The sequence below is a fragment of the Chitinophaga varians genome (genome assembly GCF_014529945.1).
Classification (GTDB): domain Bacteria; phylum Bacteroidota; class Bacteroidia; order Chitinophagales; family Chitinophagaceae; genus Chitinophaga; species Chitinophaga varians.
This window is the reverse complement of the sequence record NZ_JACVFB010000002.1, coordinates 352,623-373,487: the sequence shown is the minus strand read 5'-3', so window position 1 is coordinate 373,487 and position 20,865 is coordinate 352,623. Positions and strand designations below refer to the sequence as shown.

14 protein-coding genes are annotated in these 20,865 nt (G+C 46.9%); 12 read left to right on the top strand and 2 right to left on the bottom strand.

From position 1 onward, the window contains the following. The first annotated feature begins 18 nt into the window (after positions 1 to 18). The 9 genes from ICL55_RS09250 to ICL55_RS09210 all read left to right on the top strand — a co-directional run bounded on the left by ICL55_RS09250 (position 19) and on the right by ICL55_RS09210 (position 13,981). A complete protein-coding gene (locus tag ICL55_RS09250; protein ID WP_188096306.1) occupies positions 19 to 2,448 on the top strand; it encodes a beta-propeller fold lactonase family protein in 2,430 nt (809 codons plus the stop codon). Between the two features lie 64 nt (positions 2,449 to 2,512). Next, positions 2,513 to 3,943 carry a glycoside hydrolase family 125 protein gene (locus tag ICL55_RS09245; RefSeq protein WP_188096303.1) on the top strand — a complete coding sequence of 477 codons (1,431 nt, stop codon included), beginning with the start codon at positions 2,513 to 2,515 and terminating at the stop codon, positions 3,941 to 3,943. A gap of 94 nt (positions 3,944 to 4,037) precedes the next feature. Then, a complete protein-coding gene (locus tag ICL55_RS09240; protein WP_188096301.1) occupies positions 4,038 to 5,819 on the top strand; it encodes a MutS-related protein in 1,782 nt (593 codons plus the stop codon). A gap of 133 nt (positions 5,820 to 5,952) precedes the next feature. Then, a complete protein-coding gene (locus ICL55_RS09235) occupies positions 5,953 to 7,035 on the top strand; it encodes a PA0069 family radical SAM protein (RefSeq protein WP_188096299.1) in 1,083 nt (360 codons plus the stop codon). A gap of 727 nt (positions 7,036 to 7,762) precedes the next feature. Beyond that, positions 7,763 to 8,329 (top strand): DinB family protein, encoded by a 567-nt coding sequence (locus ICL55_RS09230; RefSeq protein WP_188096297.1) that lies wholly within the window; start codon positions 7,763 to 7,765, stop codon positions 8,327 to 8,329. Between the two features lie 835 nt (positions 8,330 to 9,164). After that, positions 9,165 to 10,229, top strand: a complete 1,065-nt coding sequence (locus tag ICL55_RS09225; RefSeq protein ID WP_188096295.1) for an AAA family ATPase — start codon at positions 9,165 to 9,167, stop codon at positions 10,227 to 10,229. 128 nt (positions 10,230 to 10,357) lie between these two features. Next, complete coding sequence (locus tag ICL55_RS09220; protein WP_188096293.1) at positions 10,358 to 11,107, top strand: hypothetical protein; 750 nt, start codon at positions 10,358 to 10,360, stop codon at positions 11,105 to 11,107. A 13-nt stretch (positions 11,108 to 11,120) separates the two neighbouring features. Next, the gene (locus ICL55_RS09215) at positions 11,121 to 12,533 is read left to right on the top strand and encodes an RtcB family protein (protein ID WP_188096291.1); all 1,413 of its coding nucleotides are present in this window, start codon (positions 11,121 to 11,123) and stop codon (positions 12,531 to 12,533) included. Positions 12,534 to 12,763: 230 nt separating this feature from the next. Further along, positions 12,764 to 13,981, top strand: a complete 1,218-nt coding sequence (locus tag ICL55_RS09210) for a sterol desaturase family protein (RefSeq protein ID WP_188096289.1) — start codon at positions 12,764 to 12,766, stop codon at positions 13,979 to 13,981. On the opposite strand, the gene ICL55_RS09205 is transcribed toward ICL55_RS09210, so the two are convergent. Both ICL55_RS09205 and ICL55_RS09200 read right to left on the bottom strand, forming a co-directional pair. Next, complete coding sequence (locus tag ICL55_RS09205) at positions 13,966 to 15,087, bottom strand: acyltransferase family protein (RefSeq protein WP_343067746.1); 1,122 nt, start codon at positions 15,085 to 15,087, stop codon at positions 13,966 to 13,968. The two genes, ICL55_RS09210 and ICL55_RS09205, sit on opposite strands and share 16 nt — an antisense overlap. Before the next feature lie 68 nt (positions 15,088 to 15,155). Beyond that, positions 15,156 to 15,656, bottom strand: coding sequence for an RNA polymerase sigma factor (locus tag ICL55_RS09200; RefSeq protein WP_169225874.1), 501 nt, complete (start codon positions 15,654 to 15,656; stop codon positions 15,156 to 15,158). A gap of 548 nt (positions 15,657 to 16,204) precedes the next feature. On the opposite strand from ICL55_RS09200, the gene ICL55_RS09195 reads away from it, so the two are divergent. The 3 genes from ICL55_RS09195 to ICL55_RS09185 are packed head-to-tail and all read left to right on the top strand — an operon-like array spanning position 16,205 to position 20,865. Continuing rightward, on the top strand, positions 16,205 to 18,712 hold the full coding sequence (locus ICL55_RS09195; RefSeq protein WP_188096287.1) for an SLBB domain-containing protein: 2,508 nt from the start codon (positions 16,205 to 16,207) through the stop codon (positions 18,710 to 18,712). Positions 18,713 to 18,735: 23 nt separating this feature from the next. Continuing rightward, the gene (locus ICL55_RS09190; protein WP_188096285.1) at positions 18,736 to 19,830 is read left to right on the top strand and encodes a Wzz/FepE/Etk N-terminal domain-containing protein; all 1,095 of its coding nucleotides are present in this window, start codon (positions 18,736 to 18,738) and stop codon (positions 19,828 to 19,830) included. Positions 19,831 to 19,854: 24 nt separating this feature from the next. Next, positions 19,855 to 20,865 carry an SDR family NAD(P)-dependent oxidoreductase gene (locus tag ICL55_RS09185; protein ID WP_188096283.1) on the top strand — a complete coding sequence of 337 codons (1,011 nt, stop codon included), beginning with the start codon at positions 19,855 to 19,857 and terminating at the stop codon, positions 20,863 to 20,865.

The following is a 20,865-nucleotide window of genomic DNA, read 5'->3' as shown; positions in this document are numbered from 1 at the left end:
CGATTATAGAATATGTTTATGAAAAAAATGGTTTTCAGCGCGTTGTTGCTGGCCTCATTGCAGGTTGCAGCACAAACGCCAGACACCGTGGCCGCACGAATACTGTTACCCAATGGGTGGTCCCTGACGCCCGCCGGACATTCCCTGCCTTTGGGAGATTTGCCCCTGAATATGGTACTTTCCGGCTCCGGAAAATATCTCGCGGTGAACAACAACGGGCAGAGCAAACACACCCTGCAACTGATAGATGCACGGCAGGAAACACTGCTGGATGAGGTAGTCATCCCCAAATCATGGTATGGGCTGGCATTTAGCAAGGACGAGAAAACACTCTACGCTTCCGGCGCCAATGACAACGTGATCAGGGAATATCAGCTTCGGGAGAACAAGTTGGTGGCTACAGACAGCATCCGCCTCGGCCTGTCCTGGCCTAAAGAAAAAATATGCCCTACCGGCATGGCGATAGACCACTCACGTAACAGGCTATACGTCGTCACCAAAGAAGACAATAGCCTTTATCTGCTGGACCTGGCAACGAAAAAGGTGATCAGGCGTGTACCATTGGCAGCGGAAGCTTTTACCTGCCTGCTGTCTAAAGACAACAAGACACTGTACATCTCCTTATGGGGCGGCGATGCTATCGCAGTATATGATATCGCTACCGATAAAATAGTCAATGAAATAAAAACAGGTAGTCATCCTAACGAAATTATTTTATCTAAAAACGGTAAGTACCTGTATGTGGCCAACGCAAATGATAACTCCGTATCTGTTGTCACTACTGCAGATGGCAAAGTAATTGAGAACCTGCATGCTGCATTGTATCCGGATGCGCCAACAGGTTCTACTACCAATGGGCTGGCGCTGTCTGAAGACAACAAAACCCTGTATATCGCTAATGCAGATAATAACTGCCTGGCGGTATTCGATGTGGCCACCCCGGGCAAAAGCCATGCAGAAGGATTTATTCCGGTAGGCTGGTATCCCACCTGTGTACGCGTTACCGGTAAAAAAGTACTGGTAGCAAACGGTAAAGGTTTTACTTCCATGGCAAATCCTGAAGGACCTAACCCTATCAGCCGTAAGGATGCCAGTGGTTCGCATCAGGCCAATACACGTAAAGACCATCCTGTGCAGTACATCGCCGGACTGTTCAAAGGCACGCTGTCTATTTTCCGTGAGCCGGGAGAGAAAGTGCTGGGACAGTGGTCTAAGCTGGTATATGACAATACCCCCTATACGAAGAACAAGGAGCTGCGCGCGCCCGGTGAAAAAGGTAATCCTGTTCCACAGGAAGCCGGACAAACATCCCCCATCAAATACGTATTTTATGTCATCAAGGAAAACCGCACTTATGACCAGGTGCTGGGCGACATCAAAGAAGGAAATGGCGACAGTAGCCTCTGTATTTTCCCTGAGCGTATCACGCCCAACCAGCACAAACTGGTAAAAGACTATGTACTGCTGGACAATTTTTATGTAGATGCTGAAGTGAGTGCCGATGGCCATAACTGGAGTACTGCCGCTTACGCTACCGACTATACGGAAAAAACCTGGCCTACCAGTTATGGTGGCAGGGGAGGCACCTACGACTATGAGGGCAGCCGTAAGATTGCTTATCCAAAAAAAGGATTTATCTGGGACTATTGCGCCCGTGCCGGTGTGAGCTTCCGCAGCTATGGTGAGTTTGCCGGCAAAGGCTCCGCTACGCTGAAAACGCTGGAAGGCCATTACTGCAAAGATTATCCGTCTTTTGACCTGAGTATTCTTGATGTGGACCGCCAGCAGATCTGGCAGCGTGATTTTGATTCGTTGCTGGCTGCCGATGCAGTGCCCCGTTTTAATACCGTCCGTCTGGGCAACGACCATACCAGCGGCATGCGCAAAGGGGCTTATTCTCCCTACGCATCTGTGGCCGACAATGATCTGGCTGTAGGCAAACTGATAGCATACATCTCCCATAGCCGTATCTGGAAGGAGAGCGCCATTTTCATTCTGGAAGACGATGCGCAGAATGGCCCTGACCATATCGATGCGCACCGTTCCACCGCTTACGTGATCAGTCCTTATGTGAAGCGGAACACCGTCAACCATAATATGTACTCTACGTCCGGCATGTTGCGCACGATGGAGCTGATTCTTGGCCTGCCGCCAATGAGCCAGTATGATGCTGCTGCTACGCCTATGTGGGAGCTGTTTACCGCTACGCCTGATCTGACGCCTTATGTGGCGCTGGAAGCCAATGTGGATATCCGTGAGCGGAATACCGCCTGGAATGAGAGTGCCCGCCGTTCAGCTGCTTTTGACCTGGCACATGAAGACCGGGTACCAGACCTGGAGTTGAACGAAGTGGTGTGGAAGGCCGTCCGTGGCGAAAAATCGGTGATGCCGGCCCCTCGTCGGAGCGCCTTTGTGAAGCTTCAGGAGAAGGAAGATGATGACGATTGATAAATCGTTTAAGCAAATCCGGGAAACTTTTCTATTTTAGCCCTACTTAAACGTAATAAACAGTATGGTAGCAAGGAGAGATTTTATCAGGAACAGCGCGCTGCTGGCAGGTGCTGTTGGACTGGGAATGCCCAAAACCGTTTTGGGTTGGGATGGTTATTCGTCCCAACGTCCGCCACTGGCGAAACGTAAGTTCACCAGCGACGCGGTGGAAAAGACAATCACCAATGTGAAAAAACAGATTGCCGACAACAAACTGGCCTGGATGTTTGAGAACTGTTTCCCGAACACCCTTGATACGACTGTTAATTTCAAGACGATGGATGGCCGGCCCGACACTTTCGTGATCACCGGTGATATCAACGCGATGTGGCTGCGCGACTCCTCCGCGCAGGTATGGCCTTATATTCCGCTTATTAAGGAAGACAAGAAGCTGGAGCAGATGGTAGCCGGTGTGATTAACCGTCAGGCGAAATGTATCCTGATAGACCCGTATGCCAATGCCTTCAACGATGGCCCTACCGGCAGCGAATGGGAGAAAGACCTGACAGACATGAAGCCGGAACTGCATGAACGTAAATGGGAAATAGACTCGCTCTGTTATCCTGTACGCCTGGCCTACCACTACTGGAAACACGGTGGCGATACCAGCGTGTTTGACGCGAAATACAAACAGTCGGCCCAGCTGATCGTTAAAACCTTTAAGGAACAGCAGCGCAAAGAAGGCAAAGGGCCATATAAGTTCCAGCGTGTGACCGCCTGGCAGTCTGATACCGTGCCCAATTCAGGTTACGGTTCACCGATGTTGCCGGTAGGCCTGATTGTTTCTATTTTCCGTCCTTCGGACGATGCTACCGTATTCCCTTTCCTGATCCCTTCCAACATGTTTGCGGTGGTATCCCTGCGGCAGCTGTCGGAAATCAGCACGGAGATCTATAAAGATGCGGCCTTTGCAAAAGAGTGCGCTGATCTGGCCGATGAAGTGGATCGCGCTATCAAAGCCTATGCGATCGTAGAGCATCCGAAACTGGGCAATATGTACGGCTTTGAAGTAGATGGTTTTGGTAATCGTTTATTCATTGACGATACCAACGTTCCCAGCCTGCTGTCTATCCCGTATCTTGGCTATACCACTGCAGATGACCCGCTGTACCAGGCTTCCCGCCATTTTGTATGGAGCGGTTTTCATCCGTGGTTCTATAAGGGCAAGTATGGCGATGGCGTAGGGAGCCCGCATACCGGAGAAAACTATATCTGGCCTATGAGTATCATCATGAGAGCTTTAACCAGTCAGAGTAAGGAGGAAATTGCCGAGTGTATCAAAACACTGCGCAATACAGATGGTAACACCGGTTTCATACATGAGTCCTATCACAAGGACGACCCTACGAAGTTTACCCGTAAGTGGTTTGCCTGGGCCTGTACGCTGTTTGGTGAGCTTATCCTGAAAGTAAGCCAGGAGTACCCGGATTTGCTGAAAAGACAGTACGCCTGATCATTTTTTTATTTTATTATTTTTTTATGTTGATATTTGGAATGCAGCGGAGACAATTGTCTTCAGCTGCATTTCACTTTTAAAAATGTGTGTAATGGAACGCCCTCATCTATACCAGCAACGGATCAACGAATTTCAACAGGCTATCGACAAGGAGAAGAAGCGGACATCGCTGCTGTCCTGGTCACGGCTGCTGAGCTTCCTGGTGATCATTGCCGGGGTGGTGATGTATTTCCGCCAGGGTAGGGAAGGAGTATGGTTATTAGCCACTGCGGTGGGGGTAGTGGCCTTTGGCTTTTTTCTTAAACGGCACAACCGCTCGCTGCAACAGCTGGCGCTACTGAAAACGCTGCTCGGGCTGAACCAGAAAGAACAACAGCAGGCCACTACCTGGAAGTCTTCCTTTGAGGATGGCCACGAATTTATCAACGATCAACATGACTACTCCGGCGACCTGGACGTGTTTGGCCCTGCGTCCATTTTCCAGTCTGTTAACCGTACCGGTACTTTATCGGGTAAACAACGGCTGGCAGCTTCACTGGGAGCGCCCATGCTGGACATCGCGCTGATTCAGGCCACACAGGAAGCGCTGAAAGTACTGACGCCGGAAATAGATTTCCGCCAACATCTTACTGCCAATGCCATGCTGGCCAAAGAGGAGGCCAGCGATCGCCGTGAACTGGCGCTTTGGCTGGATATGCCATTTGCGTTTATACATAATAAGTTTATTGGAACAGCCAGATGGTTATTGCCGTTGTTGACGATCGCAGCAGTGGTGGCAGGCTCTTATATGGGCCATTATTATCTTTTTATCGGCATGATCATGGTCAACTGGCTGGTGTTGCTCAGCATTCAACCGAAGCTGCAGGAGCAGTATAAGCTGATTTCCCAGAAAGAGCGGATACTGGAAAAGTTTGCGCTGTTACTGGGACTGGTCCGCAAAGGTTCCTTTGAGCAGTCGGTATTGCTGCGGCAGCAGCAGGAAACAGCCCGTGAAGCAGATGTGGCGCTGCATCAGTTGTCCCGCATCAGTTCTGCTTTTGATCAGCGTCTGAACCTGCTGGTGGGTATTGCCCTCAATTCCCTCTTTCTGTACGACCTGCATTGCATCCTGCGGCTGGAACGCTGGAAAGAGCAGTATAAAACAGCGGTGGATAAATGGTTTGAAGTGATTGCGCAAATGGAGGTCTGGAACAGCTTGGCCACTTTTGCTTTTAATCACCCGGGGTATGCTTATCCGCAGCCTCAGGCCGAACCGATGTTACTGGAGGCCGAAGGGCTGGGGCATCCGCTGATCCCTGAAACGGAGTCCGTTAAAAATGACGGGCATATTGGCCGGGACGCCAGTTTCCTGATTATCACGGGGTCCAATATGTCGGGCAAAAGCACGTTCCTGCGTAGTGTGGGAGCCAATCTGTTGCTGGCGATGTGCGGTGCACCGGTATGCGCCGGCAGGCTGGTATTTACGCCGATGCGTATCATGACTTCCATGCGTATCAAAGATTCTATCGCCAGCCATACTTCCTATTTTCAGGCCGAGCTGTTGCGGTTGCAACATATTATTATTCAGCTGAAAACAGGAGAGCGGGTGTTTATTCTGCTGGATGAGATCCTGAAGGGCACCAATTCAGAAGACAAGCTTTCGGGGTCCCGCAGCCTGATAGAACATTTCCTTGCCTATAACTGCCTGGGGATGATTGCCACGCATGACCTGGAGCTGGGGCACCTGGAAGATAATTATCCCAATAAAATCCGGAACTATTGCTTTGAAAGCACTATCCAGGATGACCATCTTTTCTTTGATTATCGCATCCGGCCTGGTATTGCCCGTAATAAAAATGCCACTTTCCTGATGAAGCAGATGGAGATCATTTAGATTTTGATATTTAGACATTGTGTTATTTAGTTATTTGACAGAGGCGATTAGTAGCCCGGGCTCTATCAAATAATAAAATACCTAAATATTGAAATGACAAAATATTTAGTATTTTTACTAAAATATTTAGTGTATGACATTGCCATTCCAGGAAGGTGGAGCTGAAACCCCCTATTACAAAGGACGTGGTGCGCAGGTAAATCCGCGGAACAAATACCTGAAGGGAGAGTATGTGCAGGAGCATGTGGAGGGGATTGACGAGTGGTGGCAGGCGGATGTGCCTACCCAGGTATTTGAGGAGCATGCTAAAACCCTGGTCAACAAGGTCGATAGCCCGGATGTAGGAATGTGGTATTCCATGAATCCCTATCAGGGCTGTGAGCATGGCTGTATCTATTGTTATGCCCGCAACGCCCATCAATTCTGGGGACTGAGTGCGGGACTGGATTTTGAGCGGAAGATCATTGTCAAACATAATGCGCCGGAGCTGCTGCGCAAGTTCCTGGACAATAAAAACTGGGTACCAAAGCCCATTTCCCTTTCGGGGAACACAGACTGTTATCAGCCGGTGGAACGTAAGATGTGGCTTACGCGGCAGCTGCTGGAAGTGGCGCTGGAATACAAGCAGCCGGTGGGCATCATCACCAAAAACTCGCTGGTACTGAGAGACCGTTACCTGTTGCAACAGCTGGCGCAGGAGAAACTGGTCTGCGTGTATGTTTCCATTACTACCTTACAGGAAGACCTGCGGCAGAAGATGGAGCCCCGGACCACCACGGCGGCGCAGCGATTCAAAATTGTAAAGGAGCTGAGTGAATTCGGTGTACCCGTTGGCGTGATGACGGCCCCTATGATTCCGGGGCTGAATGATCACGAGATACCCCGCCTGCTGGAGATGGCCGCTGCCAATGGCGCTAAGTATGCCGGCTATACCGTTGTACGGCTGAACGACGCGGTGAAGATCATCTTCAATGACTGGCTTTATAAGAACTTCCCCGACCGTGCCGACAAGGTATGGCACCAGATCGAGAGCATGCACGGGGGCAATGTCAATGACAGTGAGTTTGGCCGCCGGATGCGCGGAGAGGGTAATATAGCGGATTTGATCCGCCAACAGTTCCGGCTACACGTAAAAAAGAACGGGTTAAATCAGGAGCGGTTTGAGTTTAATACGGATTCTTTCCGCCGGCCTACCAGCCAGCTGAGTTTATTTTAAAGTATTGGCCGGCAGACGGTATTGGTTTTGACCCCGGGAGACATGCTGCCCGGCCGTAAAAAAGCGGAGCTGATATGGGGCCTGGTCCGGTAGCAGGAAGAAAGAAATATTACCGCAGCAAAGGGTCGCAGATGCCGCAACAGATGCAGCAAATAAAAAATGAAAAAAAAGAAAATATAAACTAATTGTTAACTCTATAAAAAAAGTAGGCTATATTATTGTGTAATAAAAAAAATAAAATCTACCTTTGTAGCAAACAACAAATTTCTTAGTGCAACTTCTGTCAACATATAAGATTACAGCGATGGCCTGCAAGCAAAAGCAGGTCAAGGACGGATTGCGGGCACGTTGCACCGATTGTTAACGATAGTTATCAAACGATATAAACAAAGGTCCCGCACTCAAAGAGGCGGGACCTTTTGCTTTTGAAGCAGTACTGAAATGACGACAGTGAAAGAACTTCAGACGATAACTGGTCAAAATATTCAATACACCATTTGGTGTAAAGGGAATGGCTTTGCCTTAAAAAAGCCATACGGACATGGTATGCAGTAATGTAAGCTAACCCATTACATGATTGCCCGGTCCGTAAATACGGCCGGGTTTTTTATTTCACGGGAAAATCCGGCACAGAAATGGCAAACAATTATTTTAAGAATGTTATGTGCTAAGCCCATTTGATCTCGTACAGACAGGTACAGTGCATAACCCCAAAAAACGTTAGTATATGAGGAACGTTATTCAAGTTGTAAGAGAGGCTTTACTCACCAATTTCAGAGAATTGGACAATTGGTTTGACAAAGAACCAGGTTTGCTGGACTTCAAACCAGACCGCGATCAATGGAGCATACGGGAAGTGCTGGAGCATATTACCCTCACTAATTACTTCCTGTTACTGATCATCAACAAAAGTACCCGCAGGGCGCTTGACCGTAAACGAAACGGCCATACCGTGGTGGTGCCGGCAGATTACCAGGAGAAATTCGGCCAGATCGATGTGATCAGCAGCAAGTCTTTCGGATGGGTAAGACCGGAACACATGGAACCTACAGGACTTAAAGATATGCAGGAAGTAAAAGCGTTGCTGAAACAACAGTACGCACAGTGCATGTACAATCTGTCTTTGCTTAAAAATGGCGAAGGGGTGTTGGTATTTACCAACATGTCTGTTAACCATCTGGGCAAACTGGATATCTATCAGTACATCTATTTCCTGACTAAACACATAGAACGTCATATCCGCCAGATGAAAAGACTGGAGAAAGAATATGAAGAAAGCGCCGTTCTGATCTGATTTTTTTTGGTCGACCAACAACATCTGTTTTTGTTATCCTTATTCGATTACAGCAACCGGAAGTATGCGCACTTCCGGTTTTTTTATGCAGTAAGGAGCCGACACTATTTTTATCTACATAGAAAAAAAATTTGAAAAAAGTCTGTTAAAAATTTGCATTATCACTATTTATCACATTATCTTTGCATCGTTAAAAATTGATAATAGGTAAACACTCGTAAAAAATGGTACGCTTTAACTTAAATATGGAATCAGCAATCCCTTGCGGCACGCAAGATTGGAGCGGGTTCCGGGCGTTTCATGGTTACAGGTAGTATAAAAATATTTGTATCATATAACTGAAGCCCGGATCAATTGGTCCGGGCTTTTTTTATGATGGTTTTGATAATGAAATTAGCACGGAACACCATAAAGAACTGGCTACTGACCGCTGAAATGCGCAGCAGTAAAGGGTTTAACGATAGCATCAATCAAATTGACGCTAAACGGACCCGGCATGCCTTAACGTAGTATATGCGTTAACGTTAGTAGCCCGGTCCGTGTAAACAGACCGGGTTTTTTTGTGTTCATCGTAAAAAGATTATTTGAGGAGGTACATTTTATAAACAGGTAGCGGAGTAATCCTGCTCCGCTGACTCATCTCCCCTAAAGATATTTTTTTTCGTCTCTGTTTGAATTAACCCCCATCTTCAGGTTATCAAGAGGATAACTTGTAACTTCCCCCCAAAAGAGGTACCTATACGTACCGGAAATGATAAGCCTGATTTGCCTGGAGCCCACAGGGGCTCCGGTAAATCACTATCAGGGAAGACTAATTTTAAAAGTGCAACAGTAAATGAAAGCGATGGTCAATAACCAGATAGATATAACCGATGGAGAATATTTTGCGCCCAAAGGAGTGTATACGGTCCATTTTAACAGTATACCCAATATCAACAATATCTACGATATAGACGGAGAGAAAGCAGAAGCCGCATTTGTGAAAGCCTTTGAAGGCATGATACTGCATACCTACCGCTATACCGATTACGATACGAAAAAGAAAAAATACAAACACGCACAAACCGTACTCGTGCTCAATAACGCCAGCGTGGTAGCCTTCTGGCACTCCTGGGTGGAAATATTGCACGATGGTACAGATGTTGCATTTGTAGCGAAGGTAACCGAAATGGCTACACGCTATAAAGAGAAACAACGCAGAGAACCACATGAGATCAATCTCATCGTCAGCGGGCGAAAAGGACTCGAGCTGAAGAGCATGGAGATCAAGCGTACAAAGCTGGACATCGGACTGTTTTATGAAGATGATTTTCGCGAGGTAGATAAGGTAATACAACAACGCCTGCGTAAAGACAAAGATAAAGGTATCGTGCTGCTGCACGGTATCCCCGGAACCGGTAAGACAACGTATCTGCGTTATCTCATCGGCAAAATAAAAAAACGTATCTTGTTTGTATCACCTGACCTGGCGCACAACATCATGAATCCGGAATTCATGGAGCTGCTGATTGATAATCCTAATTGTGTGGTGATTATTGAAGATGCAGAAAACGTGATCATGGACAGGAAGTTCAGCGGTAATTCATCTGTGTCCAATCTGCTGAACCTGTCTGACGGGCTGCTGGCGGATTGCCTGAACATACAGCTGGTATGTTCTTTCAACAGTGATCTGTCTGCCATTGACAGCGCGCTGTTGCGCAAAGGCAGGTTGATCGCCAAGTATGAGTTTAAGAAACTCTCCACCGCAAAAGCACAGCGATTGTCGACGCACCTGGGCTATGATACTGTGATCAACAAATCCATGAGTATCGCAGAAATAGCCAATCAGCATGAGCCTTCTTTTGAAACGCCAAAAAATGTGATCGGTTTCAGAAGAACGCTGCTGGAAGAAAGAGTGTAACAAACATTATTCATCTCATTAAAAATATTATCAGTCATGAAAAAAAATTACTTGTCTGTATACAACCCGATGGTACATCGTTTTCACCGATCGGTGAACGAGATTAAAAATTCACCAGACCATGTGTTATGGACAAGTTATTTTCAGACGAATTACAATATTATATTCAGTCTGCACGGCTCAAAACAGCAAGACAAAAACGCCGTGCAGTAATTACCGCAAGAGATAAAGCGTTACTGCGGTTAGACAAATACCGCCGGGAGCTTTGGCGTAAAAGCCGCGAGCCGCTCTACGTACCACTGAAACCGCCTATTCAGAAAGGCTATGTGCGTTTCTTTGTGTTGAGAGATGATGTGGCGCGTGGAAAACAGGCATCATTTTTTGAGGGTATTCTTGCTAAAATCAATACGATGGAATACTTTCATCGGAAAGACTTTAAAAAGAAGAAGCGGGTGCGTGGTAAAAAGGTATGGGTAGACAAAGTGCAGCATCTGCGTACTCTTTCTCTTTCGGAGTTTGAAAAGCTCAGGTTTACGCGGGAGGAAGTTATCTTCTTTGAAGAACGTCTGGAAATGCCACGGTACGGTAAGAAAGAAGTGCCTGTTATGGTGTTTAAAGAGCCCTGGCGTTTCGTATTGCGGATACGGCCGCATATGTTAACACATCAACGTATCGTGGACCCCGTGTTGGAATCGCAAATACAGGAAGTAGACAACTATCTTACAGGCCGTCAATTGGAGCATCGTATGCGCTGGCTTACACAAAGCCGGCACAACAGCTGGAGGCGCTGGAATCCTGCTGTGAAAGACAAAGAGAAGTATAAAAAGAAGCCTCTGTATCAAATGGTACAGGAGGAATATTATGATAATATTGATTGAATAGACCCCCATTATGTCTGAATTGAAAATGACCGGAAAACAATTACGCGCCTTAGGGTATCCGCAGGGCCGGGTAATTAGTACAGCCATTGACGTTATTACCCAACATTACGCAACGGCTACAGCGGAGGAAATTGAAGCCATACTGACCAAGGTACTGGCTAGTCCGGCCGCTTATACCGAAGATGCGGTATGGGCGGAGGTAGCCACCGCTTTGATACCAGAAGAAGGCCCCGACATCATAGCATTGCGGGAGAAGCCGGTAGATTACGCCATCTTCGGTGGTGATGCTATTGAGGAAGGTGCTATCCGGCAGCTGAACAACGCAGTACGTTTGCCCGTTGCCGTTGCCGGCGCGCTGATGCCGGACGCCCATCAGGGCTACGGCCTGCCGATAGGCGGTGTGTTGGCCACAGAGAATGCCGTGATACCTTATGGCGTTGGCGTGGACATCGGATGCCGTATGTGTCTGAGCATACTGGACCTGCCGGTAGATAGTCTGACTACGAAAGCCGGCGAGTATGAAAAGGCGCTGAAATACAAAACCAAGTTCGGCGCAGGCGCAGAATGGAAAAAGAATGACGACGATGCCGTGCTGGAAAGGACCGAGTTTAAAGAAATTCAGCTACTGCGTAACCTGCAGGCGAAAGCTGCCGGTCAGCTGGGAACATCCGGTTCCGGCAACCACTTCGTGGAATGGGGCGTGGTGACCATCACCGATGCCACCAATGAATGGGACCTGGCTCCCGGAGATTATGTGGCGGTGCTGTCTCACTCCGGTTCCCGTGGCCTGGGCGCGCAGGTGGCCGGGCATTATACCCGGCTGGCCAAGGAGTTGTGCGTGTTGCCAAAAGATGCGCAGCACCTGGCGTGGCTGGACCTGAACACGGAGGCGGGGCAGGAGTACTGGCTGGCGATGAACCTCGCCGGTGACTACGCGTCTGCATGTCACCACCTGATCCATAAGCGGCTGATCGCTGAAATGGGCGCTACCATGCTGGCGAGAGTGGAGAACCATCATAACTTCGCCTGGAAGGAAATACATCATGGCAAAGAGCTGATCGTGCACCGTAAAGGCGCTACCCCTGCCGGGAAAGGTGTACTGGGTATTATTCCCGGCTCCATGACGGCGCCCGGCTTTATTGTGCGGGGTAAAGGTGAAACTACCAGCCTGCATTCCGCTTCGCATGGCGCAGGCCGGCAGATGTCCCGTACGAAGGCCATCGCTTCCATCACCCCTGATGAAATGCGAAAAATGCTACAGGATAATGGCGTAACCCTGATCGGTGGCGGATTGGATGAGGCGCCCGGCGCTTACAAGGATATCCATACCGTGATGGCTGCACAAGCCGATCTGGTGGAAGTGGTAGGCCGTTTCCAACCTAAAATGGTGCGGATGGCCGATGGGGGACCGGCAGAAGATTAGTTGAAGAACTGACCAGATATATGCAATGTCGCGAAGGCGGGAGACGGCTCATCGCTGTTTTCCGCCCTTTGTTTTTTATAGTCTACAAATTTAGTAGGATATTAGAAATATATTTTCTAATATTGTTATCAGTTACCACCAATAACAAGATTCAACAATACCCTGTACATGGGCTGGCACCATGGAGGGAGACCTGTGTTTTCATTTTTAGCAGCTAAAATTTTTATCAAGTGCATTTGAATTTTCTGGCATTGGCGGTTCCTTTTTTTCTGGCATTCATGGGTTTGGAGTATCTGGTGGCACACAAAAAAGGGAAACGTTATTTTAAGTTCAATGATTCCATTGCGAACATCAGCGTGGGTATTGCCGAAAGGTTGCTTGACACCTTTACGGTAGGGCTTTTTTATTTCGTGTATGATTATCTGCATAGGCACTATGCCTTGTTTGATATTAAATCCGGCGTGTTGCTGTGGGTGGCGTTGCTGGTTTGTACCGACTTTATCTGGTATTGGTACCACCGCCTGGCACATGAGGTAACGCTGTTCTGGTGTGCGCATGTGGTGCATCATCAGAGTGAGGAATTTAACTATACGGTATCTGCGCGTATCACTGTTTTCCAGGCTTTCATCCGTACGGGTTTCTGGGCAATATTGCCTGTCATCGGATTTCCGCCGGCGATGATCACCAGTATGTTGCTGGTGCACGGGCTGTATCCCTTTTTCATTCATACCCGTACTATCGGCAAGCTGGGCATCCTGGAATATATTCTGGTCACGCCATCGCATCATCGGGTGCACCATGCCAGCAATCCGAAATACCTGGATAAGAACTACGGCGACGTGTTCATTATATGGGACAAGTTATTTGGCACTTTTCAGAAAGAAGAAGAGGAGCCGGTATACGGTCTTACCAAGCCACTGGAAAGCAACAGTTTTCTGTGGCAACATTTTCATTTCATACTGGAGATGCTGTATTCCGTCAGGAGAGCGAACGGATGGCGCAACAAGCTGCGGGTGGTTTTCGGGAAGCCTGATTATGTAGATCCTGCGGCGAGGGAGATATTGGAAGAAACGTTTCTGTTGCGAAACCGTACACTAACGGAAACGCCTAAACTAAATAATTATGTGGTGTGGCAGATGGCTGCCACACTCACATTATTGTTTGTTTTTTTATTGCTGGAGCATTATGTGCCGGTATTTGTACAAGGGTGTGTTACGCTGCTGATCCTGCTTACGCTGATGAACTGCGGCGCTATCCTGGAGCAGAAACGCTGGGTGTTTTACCTGGAGTATGCCCGTTACAGCGTTTTGTGTTTTGCATTGTACTACTACTGGCCACATCCTTCGTTGCTCACACTGGCGGCGCTGATATTAACGACAGCCGTCTACTTCCAGTCGCGGCTAAAGGAGCGGTATTACCGGTTGGTATATGGTTATACCCGTACGTAGATTTTCTTTTTGTCCATCCAGTAACCTACTGCTGCGAACGCGCACACGTGGAACAGGGCAAACAGGAAAGAGCCCACCATATTGCCGCCGATAGGCTGGAATACGTTTTGGTACAACCAGGTGTACATGTTCTGGCCAGGTACCGGGCGTATCAGCAGGTATAGCTTCACTACCACGCCCGACAGTACATAGATGAAGAGCGGGTTTTTACCGAATACGGTGAAGAAGGTGGTCCACCGGGTAAGCCCGCGGAATTCCACGATATACATCAGGATGGAGAGCAGCAGCAGTGCGATGCCTACTGTGTAGAGCACGTAGGAGCTGGTCCATATTTTTTTGTTGATCGGAAACACCATGTCCCAGCAGAGCGCGGCAAAGATGAGGATGCAGCCCATGATCATCAGGCGGGCGAGCATTTCGTAGGTTTTCCCTTTCTCCTGAATGAATTTACCGGCGAGGTATCCGAAGATCACGTTGCAGGTGGCCGGGAAAGTGCTGAGGATGCCTTCCGGATCAAAAGGTACTCCTTCCCCTTTATACATATGATTTTCTCCCAGTATTAACTTGTCGAGCGGCAGACCGGCATAGCCTTCCAGGCTGTACGGGTCGCCGGTACCGAAGGCTATGAGAACGAACCAGTAGGCGAGCAGGATAATGCAGGCCATGACAAAGGCGCCTTTATCTTTCAGGTAGTGGACAATGAGTGCTGCAGCGCCGTAGCAGAGGGCAATACGCGGGAATACACCCAGGATGCGCAGGTTGCTGAGCGGTTTCATGACCAGCTGGCCATCGGCCCATTTCACGAACGGGAACCAGTTGAGCAGCAGGCCGATACCGAATATCAGCAGGGTGCGGGTGAGTATTTTCCGGATGACCGCTGCGTTGCCGGCGTCGGCGTATTTTTTCATGGCAAAGCTCATGGCGTTGCCGACAGCAAAGAGGAAGAACGGGAAAACGAGGTCAGTAGGCGTACAGCCGTGCCATTTAGCATGTTCCAGCGGCGCGTACACGTACTCCCAGCTACCCGGATTGTTGACGAGGATCATGGCGGCTACCGTGAGGCCGCGGAAGACGTCGAGTGATAAAAAACGTTGCGATGCAGTCACTATAGGATTATTTGGTTGTTTGGTAATTCGCCAAGATAACTATTATAGTGAAGGAACGCAACAGGGATTTAGTGCCGCAGCACCTGTGTCTTGAGTATTTTACGGGCAAAGTGAATCCGGCTTTTGATGGTCCCGAGCGGTTCCTGGAGAATGTCTGCTATTTCGAAGTATTTATATCCTTCATAATAGAGGAGGAACGGTTGTTTAAAGATTTGAGGGAGGTGATAGACGGCGACGTGTATATCTTTCATCCGGAGGTTGGTGTCTGCTTTGTTGCTGGTGGGGCTTTGCTGGTAGTTAAGGAAAAAATCACTGACACTGGGTTCGGCTATCATCCTGTTTTTGGCTTTTTTCCGGTAGTGGTTGATGAAGATATTACGCATAATGGTAAACAGCCAGGCGCGGATGTTGGTGCCTTCCAGGTATTTTTCCTGATTGGAAAGGGCGCGGAACAGGGTTTCCTGGTATAGGTCTTTAGCCTGTTCGGCATCTTTGGTAAGGGTAAATGCAAAGGGTTTCAGGAAATCAGCGTTTCCGATAAGCAAGGTGTTAAATTCAACAGATGACATCATGTTTCAGGTTTTGGCTTAACTGAATGAAACGGAACCGCACAGCGTCAAGCTTTCACAGAATATTAATAAGAAATTGGTTTACAATGGTTTAAGGATATGTTTTTAGTTAAAATATGGTCTTTTGAGTGGTCCGGTGTGGTAAAAAAATTGATTCAGGTGGTCTTAAAAAAACAACAGGTCTGATCAGCATGACTCTCTGATAGTATTAACGAGAAAAAGGGGAAAATGGATTGAAAATGTTTCAGTTATATTGAGGATGATGGATTAATAATTTTTTTATATTATAATATACTTAAAGTTAATAGGAAACTTACCGCAGCACGTTTATTTTTGTTAATCTTATCGGGGAAAGCGGGTAGATGTTTCAACGCTTATCGGAAATTATCTAACGATTTCAAAACAAAACGGTTAGCTAAACCGATTCCTGTCACATTTATATGTTATTTTTAATAGATTTGCAGCTTGTTTGGCTACCCCTTAGGGGTATGACACCTTACAAGTGTTTTCCAGAAAGGTATTCGAGAAGTTTTTTATCCTATTAATACATGTTCAGAAAATTATTGCTGCTACAGCTTTTCCTGTTTATTGGCTATTGTGTGACCGCGCAGAATCCAGCATTATCCAAAGAACAAATCCGGCAGATGAAGGTTGACAATCTGAGTGATGATCAGATCCGTCAGCTGGTGGCTGAGATGAAAAAGAACAATATGGCTTTTTCAGATATAGACGCCTATGCACAGCAGAAAGGAATTCCGGACATTGAGGTGAGTAAACTGAAGAACCGGATTCAGCAAATGGGATTGGACAGGGAACTGGACCAGAGTCAGAAGAGCAGGGAAAAAAACAAAAGAGAAAACGAAGATGAGACGGGTAGCCGTAAGGTGGACGAGGAAGACATGACGGAAGACGCAGGGACGGGAAAAAAGGAGAAGCCACAAACCCGTGAGGAACGGGAGCGGGAAAAAAGAAGAAAGAAAATTTTTGGATCGGAACTTTTCAACAATAAGAACCTGACGTTTGAGCCCAATCTTAAAATGCCGACGCCTCCTAATTACCGTCTGGCAGCCAATGATGAGATTCTGATAGACGTATATGGGTATTCTGAAGTACAGCATCGCCTGAAAGTAACACCGGATGGTTATATCCGTATCCCTAATCTGGGGCCGGTATATGTGAACGGGTTAACCATGGAGGAAGCTAAGAACAGGATTACCAAACAGTTAGCTACTATTTACAGCGGTATTAAGTCTGGTAACACCTCTGTGCAGATTTCCCTGGGCAATATCCGGAGTATCCGGGTATTGTTGATCGGTGAAGTGGTGAATCCGGGTTCTTACACCATTCCATCGCTGGCTACGGTGGCCAACGCTTTATACGTTTCCGGTGGTCCTACAGAAAATGGCTCTTTTCGTAATATACAGGTGATCCGTAATGGTTCAACAGCGGCGACCTTTGATTTGTATGATTTTCTGGCACACGGCGACCTCAGCAACAATATTGTATTACAGGACCAGGATATTGTGAAGGTAAATCCTTATAAAACACGGGTGGAGTTGATCGGAGAAGTGAAACGTCAGGCAATTTTTGAAGCGAAGGATAATGAGTCGCTCCAGCAAATTCTGGATTACGCGGGTGGCTATACGGACAAATCTTTCCAGGATGTGATACGGGTTTACCGTGTAAACAACAGAGAGCGGGAGGTAGTGAACGTTAAAGCCAGCGATATTGCTTCCTTTAAATTAAAGTCTGGTGACCAGTTTTTTATTGACTCAATTCTGAACCGCTTTAGCAACCGGGTAACCATTGCTGGCGCTGTTTTCCATCCGGGAAACTATGCCCTCGAAGATAATATGACTATCAGTGACCTGATCAAAAGAGCGGATGGCGTGAAAGAAAATGCCGCCCTCTCCAGAGGCCTGATCCGTCGTTTACAGTCAGACTATACTCCTTCTTTTATCAACTTCAATGTGCAGGATGCGCTGACCGGGAAGTCAGCCTTGCGGTTACAGAAGGAAGACAGTGTGATGATCTACTCTAAATTCGATCTCCGGGAAGAATATGAAGTAAGGATTGATGGTGAGGTGAACAAGCCAGGCTACTTTAACTATGGAGACAGTATGCGCCTGGAAGACCTGATCCTGATGGCCGGCGGTCTTACAGACGCGGCATCGCTTCAGGAGGTAGAAATTTCCCGCAGGAAACGCGGTGGGATGTACGATCCTAAAGACAGTACCAAAGCCATTGTAGAACGGTTCAATATTAACGCTGACCTCAGTAACAATCCGGAAGCGAAGGCTTTCGTATTACAACCTTTCGATGAGGTGGTGGTGCGCCGTTCTCCTGCATATGCCTCACAGGCCAATGTGATGATCAGCGGAGAAGTGGTATACCCTGGTGATTACACGATCAACAACCGTTCTGAACGTATTTCTGATCTGATTAAAAGATCAGGCGGACTTCGCCCCGAGGCGTATCCGGAAGGCGCGGTGATGATGCGCAAAACGTTCATCAATGAAAGCGATAGTATGTTGCTGGCCAACAAGCTGCAGGTATTCTACAACAAACTGCAGGATAGTACGGACATCGCACGGGTACAGGCGGCAGTGGACCGGAAAGAACAATTGTTGGGTATCAACCTGGACCATATCATGAAACATCCTGGCTCTAAGTATGACTTATTACTGGAGGAAGGAGATGTGATTAAAGTTCCCAAGAAATTACAGACTGTACAGTTGTTTGGAGAAGTATATTTTCCGAAAAAGGTACGGTTTGATGGTAAATATAACTTCAAGGACTATATCCATGGTGCCGGAGGATTTACGGCGCAGGCCATGAAACGGAGAAGTTATATCGTATACGCAAATGGAGAGGTGAAGAATACCAAAAAAGTATTTTTCTTTAATTCATACCCCAGGGTAAAACCGGGTGCAGAAATATATGTGCCGTCGCGCAGAGAGAAAAAAGGGTTGAGCGGGCAGGAAGGAATTGCTATCGCAAGCGGCCTTGCTTCGGTGGCGCTTGTAATTGTAACCATATTGAATACAATAAAATAATCGTTAAGTTTATAATTAGTTAAATGGCATACCATCAATCAACGAATGAGGCTGCAAACAGGCAACAGGAAGATGGAATTTCGCTGAAAGAGTTTATCCTGAAAGTTAAAGACTGGATAAATTACTTATGGAGGAAAAAACTCATTGTCGTGTTATTTGGTTTGATTGGAGGAGGGCTGGGTCTGACTTATGCGTTATTGAAAAAGCCGCAGTACATTGGAGAGCTGACCTTTATCGTAGAAGATACCAAATCCAGTTCCCTCGGATCTTATGCCGGTCTGGCTGCACAGTTTGGTATCGATCTGCCGGGAAATAGCGGAAGTGGGATTTTTTCTGGAGACAATATACTGGAGTTCCTGAAATCCCGGTTAATTGTAAGTCAGACATTATTAACGGATACAGTCTGGAATGGAAAGGCCATTACGCTGGCCGATCTTTATATTGATGCCAATAACTGGAAAGATGGATGGAAGGATAAAAAGAATCTTCAGGGTTTCGCCTTTCCGCTAAAAGCCAATGAACGTGGTTTAACCCGGTTGCAGGATAGCATAATGATATTGCTGCATAAAGATATTTTAAAGAAAAACCTGAGTGTACTTAAACCGGATAAGAAATCCGGTTTTATCTATATAGGAACGAGCACAACCAGCGAAGTTTTCTCTAAGCTTTTTACTGAAAGATTGGTGAATAAGGCAATAGATTTTTTTGTAACGGTAAAGACACAACGTTCCCGGAAAAATGTGGAAAAACTGGAAGCCCGGGCGGATTCTATTCTTGGGTTGTTAAATCGTAAAACTTATACAGTAGCAGAAACACAGGATATCAATGTGAATCCGGTCAGAAGGATGGCGACTGTAAGAACGGAGATAGAATCAAGGGATAAAGTGATGTTAGGCACGATGTATGGAGAAGTGGTGAAGAACCTGGAAATGGCTAAGATCCAGTTGTCTCAGGAAACGCCTATTATTCAGCGGGTGGATGAACCTATATGGCCTCTGAAAAAGGTGAAAGTAGGAAAAGCAGCTGCTACCGTTGTTGGCGGAATATTAGCGGGACTGTTAATATTGGTATGGTTTTCCATCCGTTATTTTTTGGCAGATATTTTAAAAGAAAAATAAACTTCAATAAAACCAAGCAGTATTATGCACTATGAAAATAAAACCATACTTGTAACAGGTGGTACGGGCTCATTTGGTAATTACATTGTTCACCGCTTATTACAGAAAGACGTAAAGGAAATCCGTATCCTGAGCAGGGATGAAAAAAAGCAGTATGACATGAGGATTCATTATAAGAATCATCCCAAATTGAAGTTTTTCATCGGTGATATACGTGATTTTGTCCGGGTAGATGAAGTAATGGAAGGAGTTGATATTGTTTATCAGGCTGCTGCGCTGAAACATGTACCTGTTTGTGAAAACTCTCCGTTTGAAGCTGTAAAGACCAACATTATAGGTGTGCAGAATGTGATCACTGCTGCGCTTAAGCATAAAGTAGGTAAGTTCATTTGTGTAAGCACAGATAAAGCAGTGAAACCAGTAAATGTAATGGGTATGACCAAAGCTACCCAGGAAAGACTGGTGTTGAGTGCCAATCACTCCCCTGAAAACAAAGGAACTATTTTCTGCGTGGTACGCTACGGAAACGTATTGCTGTCCAGAGGCTCTGTTATTCCTTTTTTCAGAAAACAGCTTCAGGAAGATCAGGAAATTACCATTACCGATGAGGAAATGACCCGCTTCCTGCTTACACTGAGCGACGCGATAGACCTGGTAATGTATGCTACAGAAAACGCCAATGGAGGTGAAACTTTTGTGAAGAAAGCCCCCAGTGCACGTATCACCAATATTGCAAAAGTATTATGTGATGAGTTTGAGCGTCCGTTCAGCTTTAAAGTGATTGGAAAGTATCCAGGCGAAAAACTGCATGAGATATTGATTACTGAAGAGGAACTGCAACGTACAGAAGATCATGGAGACTATTTTACAGTACACCCTTGGTGGGCCAACAAGAATATGAATGACCTGGGAGTGGAATACAGCTCTGACAGTGAAATCATTGATGACCTGGACCTGATCAAAGACCTTATCCGGGTGGCTGATGAAAAAGCAGCTGAAGTGCATGTGGAAAAGGGTGAATTCTCTAAAATCTAA

Coding starts and splice junctions, on each gene's coding strand:
- ICL55_RS09240 (WP_188096301.1), top strand. CDS start 4,038: ATGGAACGCCCTCATCTATACCAGCAACGGATCAACGAATTTCAACAG.
- ICL55_RS09250 (WP_188096306.1), top strand. CDS start 19: ATGAAAAAAATGGTTTTCAGCGCGTTGTTGCTGGCCTCATTGCAGGTT.
- ICL55_RS09225 (WP_188096295.1), top strand. CDS start 9,165: ATGAAAGCGATGGTCAATAACCAGATAGATATAACCGATGGAGAATAT.
- ICL55_RS09215 (WP_188096291.1), top strand. CDS start 11,121: ATGTCTGAATTGAAAATGACCGGAAAACAATTACGCGCCTTAGGGTAT.
- ICL55_RS09245 (WP_188096303.1), top strand. CDS start 2,513: ATGGTAGCAAGGAGAGATTTTATCAGGAACAGCGCGCTGCTGGCAGGT.
- ICL55_RS09190 (WP_188096285.1), top strand. CDS start 18,736: ATGGCATACCATCAATCAACGAATGAGGCTGCAAACAGGCAACAGGAA.
- ICL55_RS09220 (WP_188096293.1), top strand. CDS start 10,358: ATGGACAAGTTATTTTCAGACGAATTACAATATTATATTCAGTCTGCA.
- ICL55_RS09200 (WP_169225874.1), bottom strand. CDS start 15,656: ATGTCATCTGTTGAATTTAACACCTTGCTTATCGGAAACGCTGATTTC.
- ICL55_RS09195 (WP_188096287.1), top strand. CDS start 16,205: ATGTTCAGAAAATTATTGCTGCTACAGCTTTTCCTGTTTATTGGCTAT.
- ICL55_RS09230 (WP_188096297.1), top strand. CDS start 7,763: ATGAGGAACGTTATTCAAGTTGTAAGAGAGGCTTTACTCACCAATTTC.
- ICL55_RS09185 (WP_188096283.1), top strand. CDS start 19,855: ATGCACTATGAAAATAAAACCATACTTGTAACAGGTGGTACGGGCTCA.
- ICL55_RS09235 (WP_188096299.1), top strand. CDS start 5,953: ATGACATTGCCATTCCAGGAAGGTGGAGCTGAAACCCCCTATTACAAA.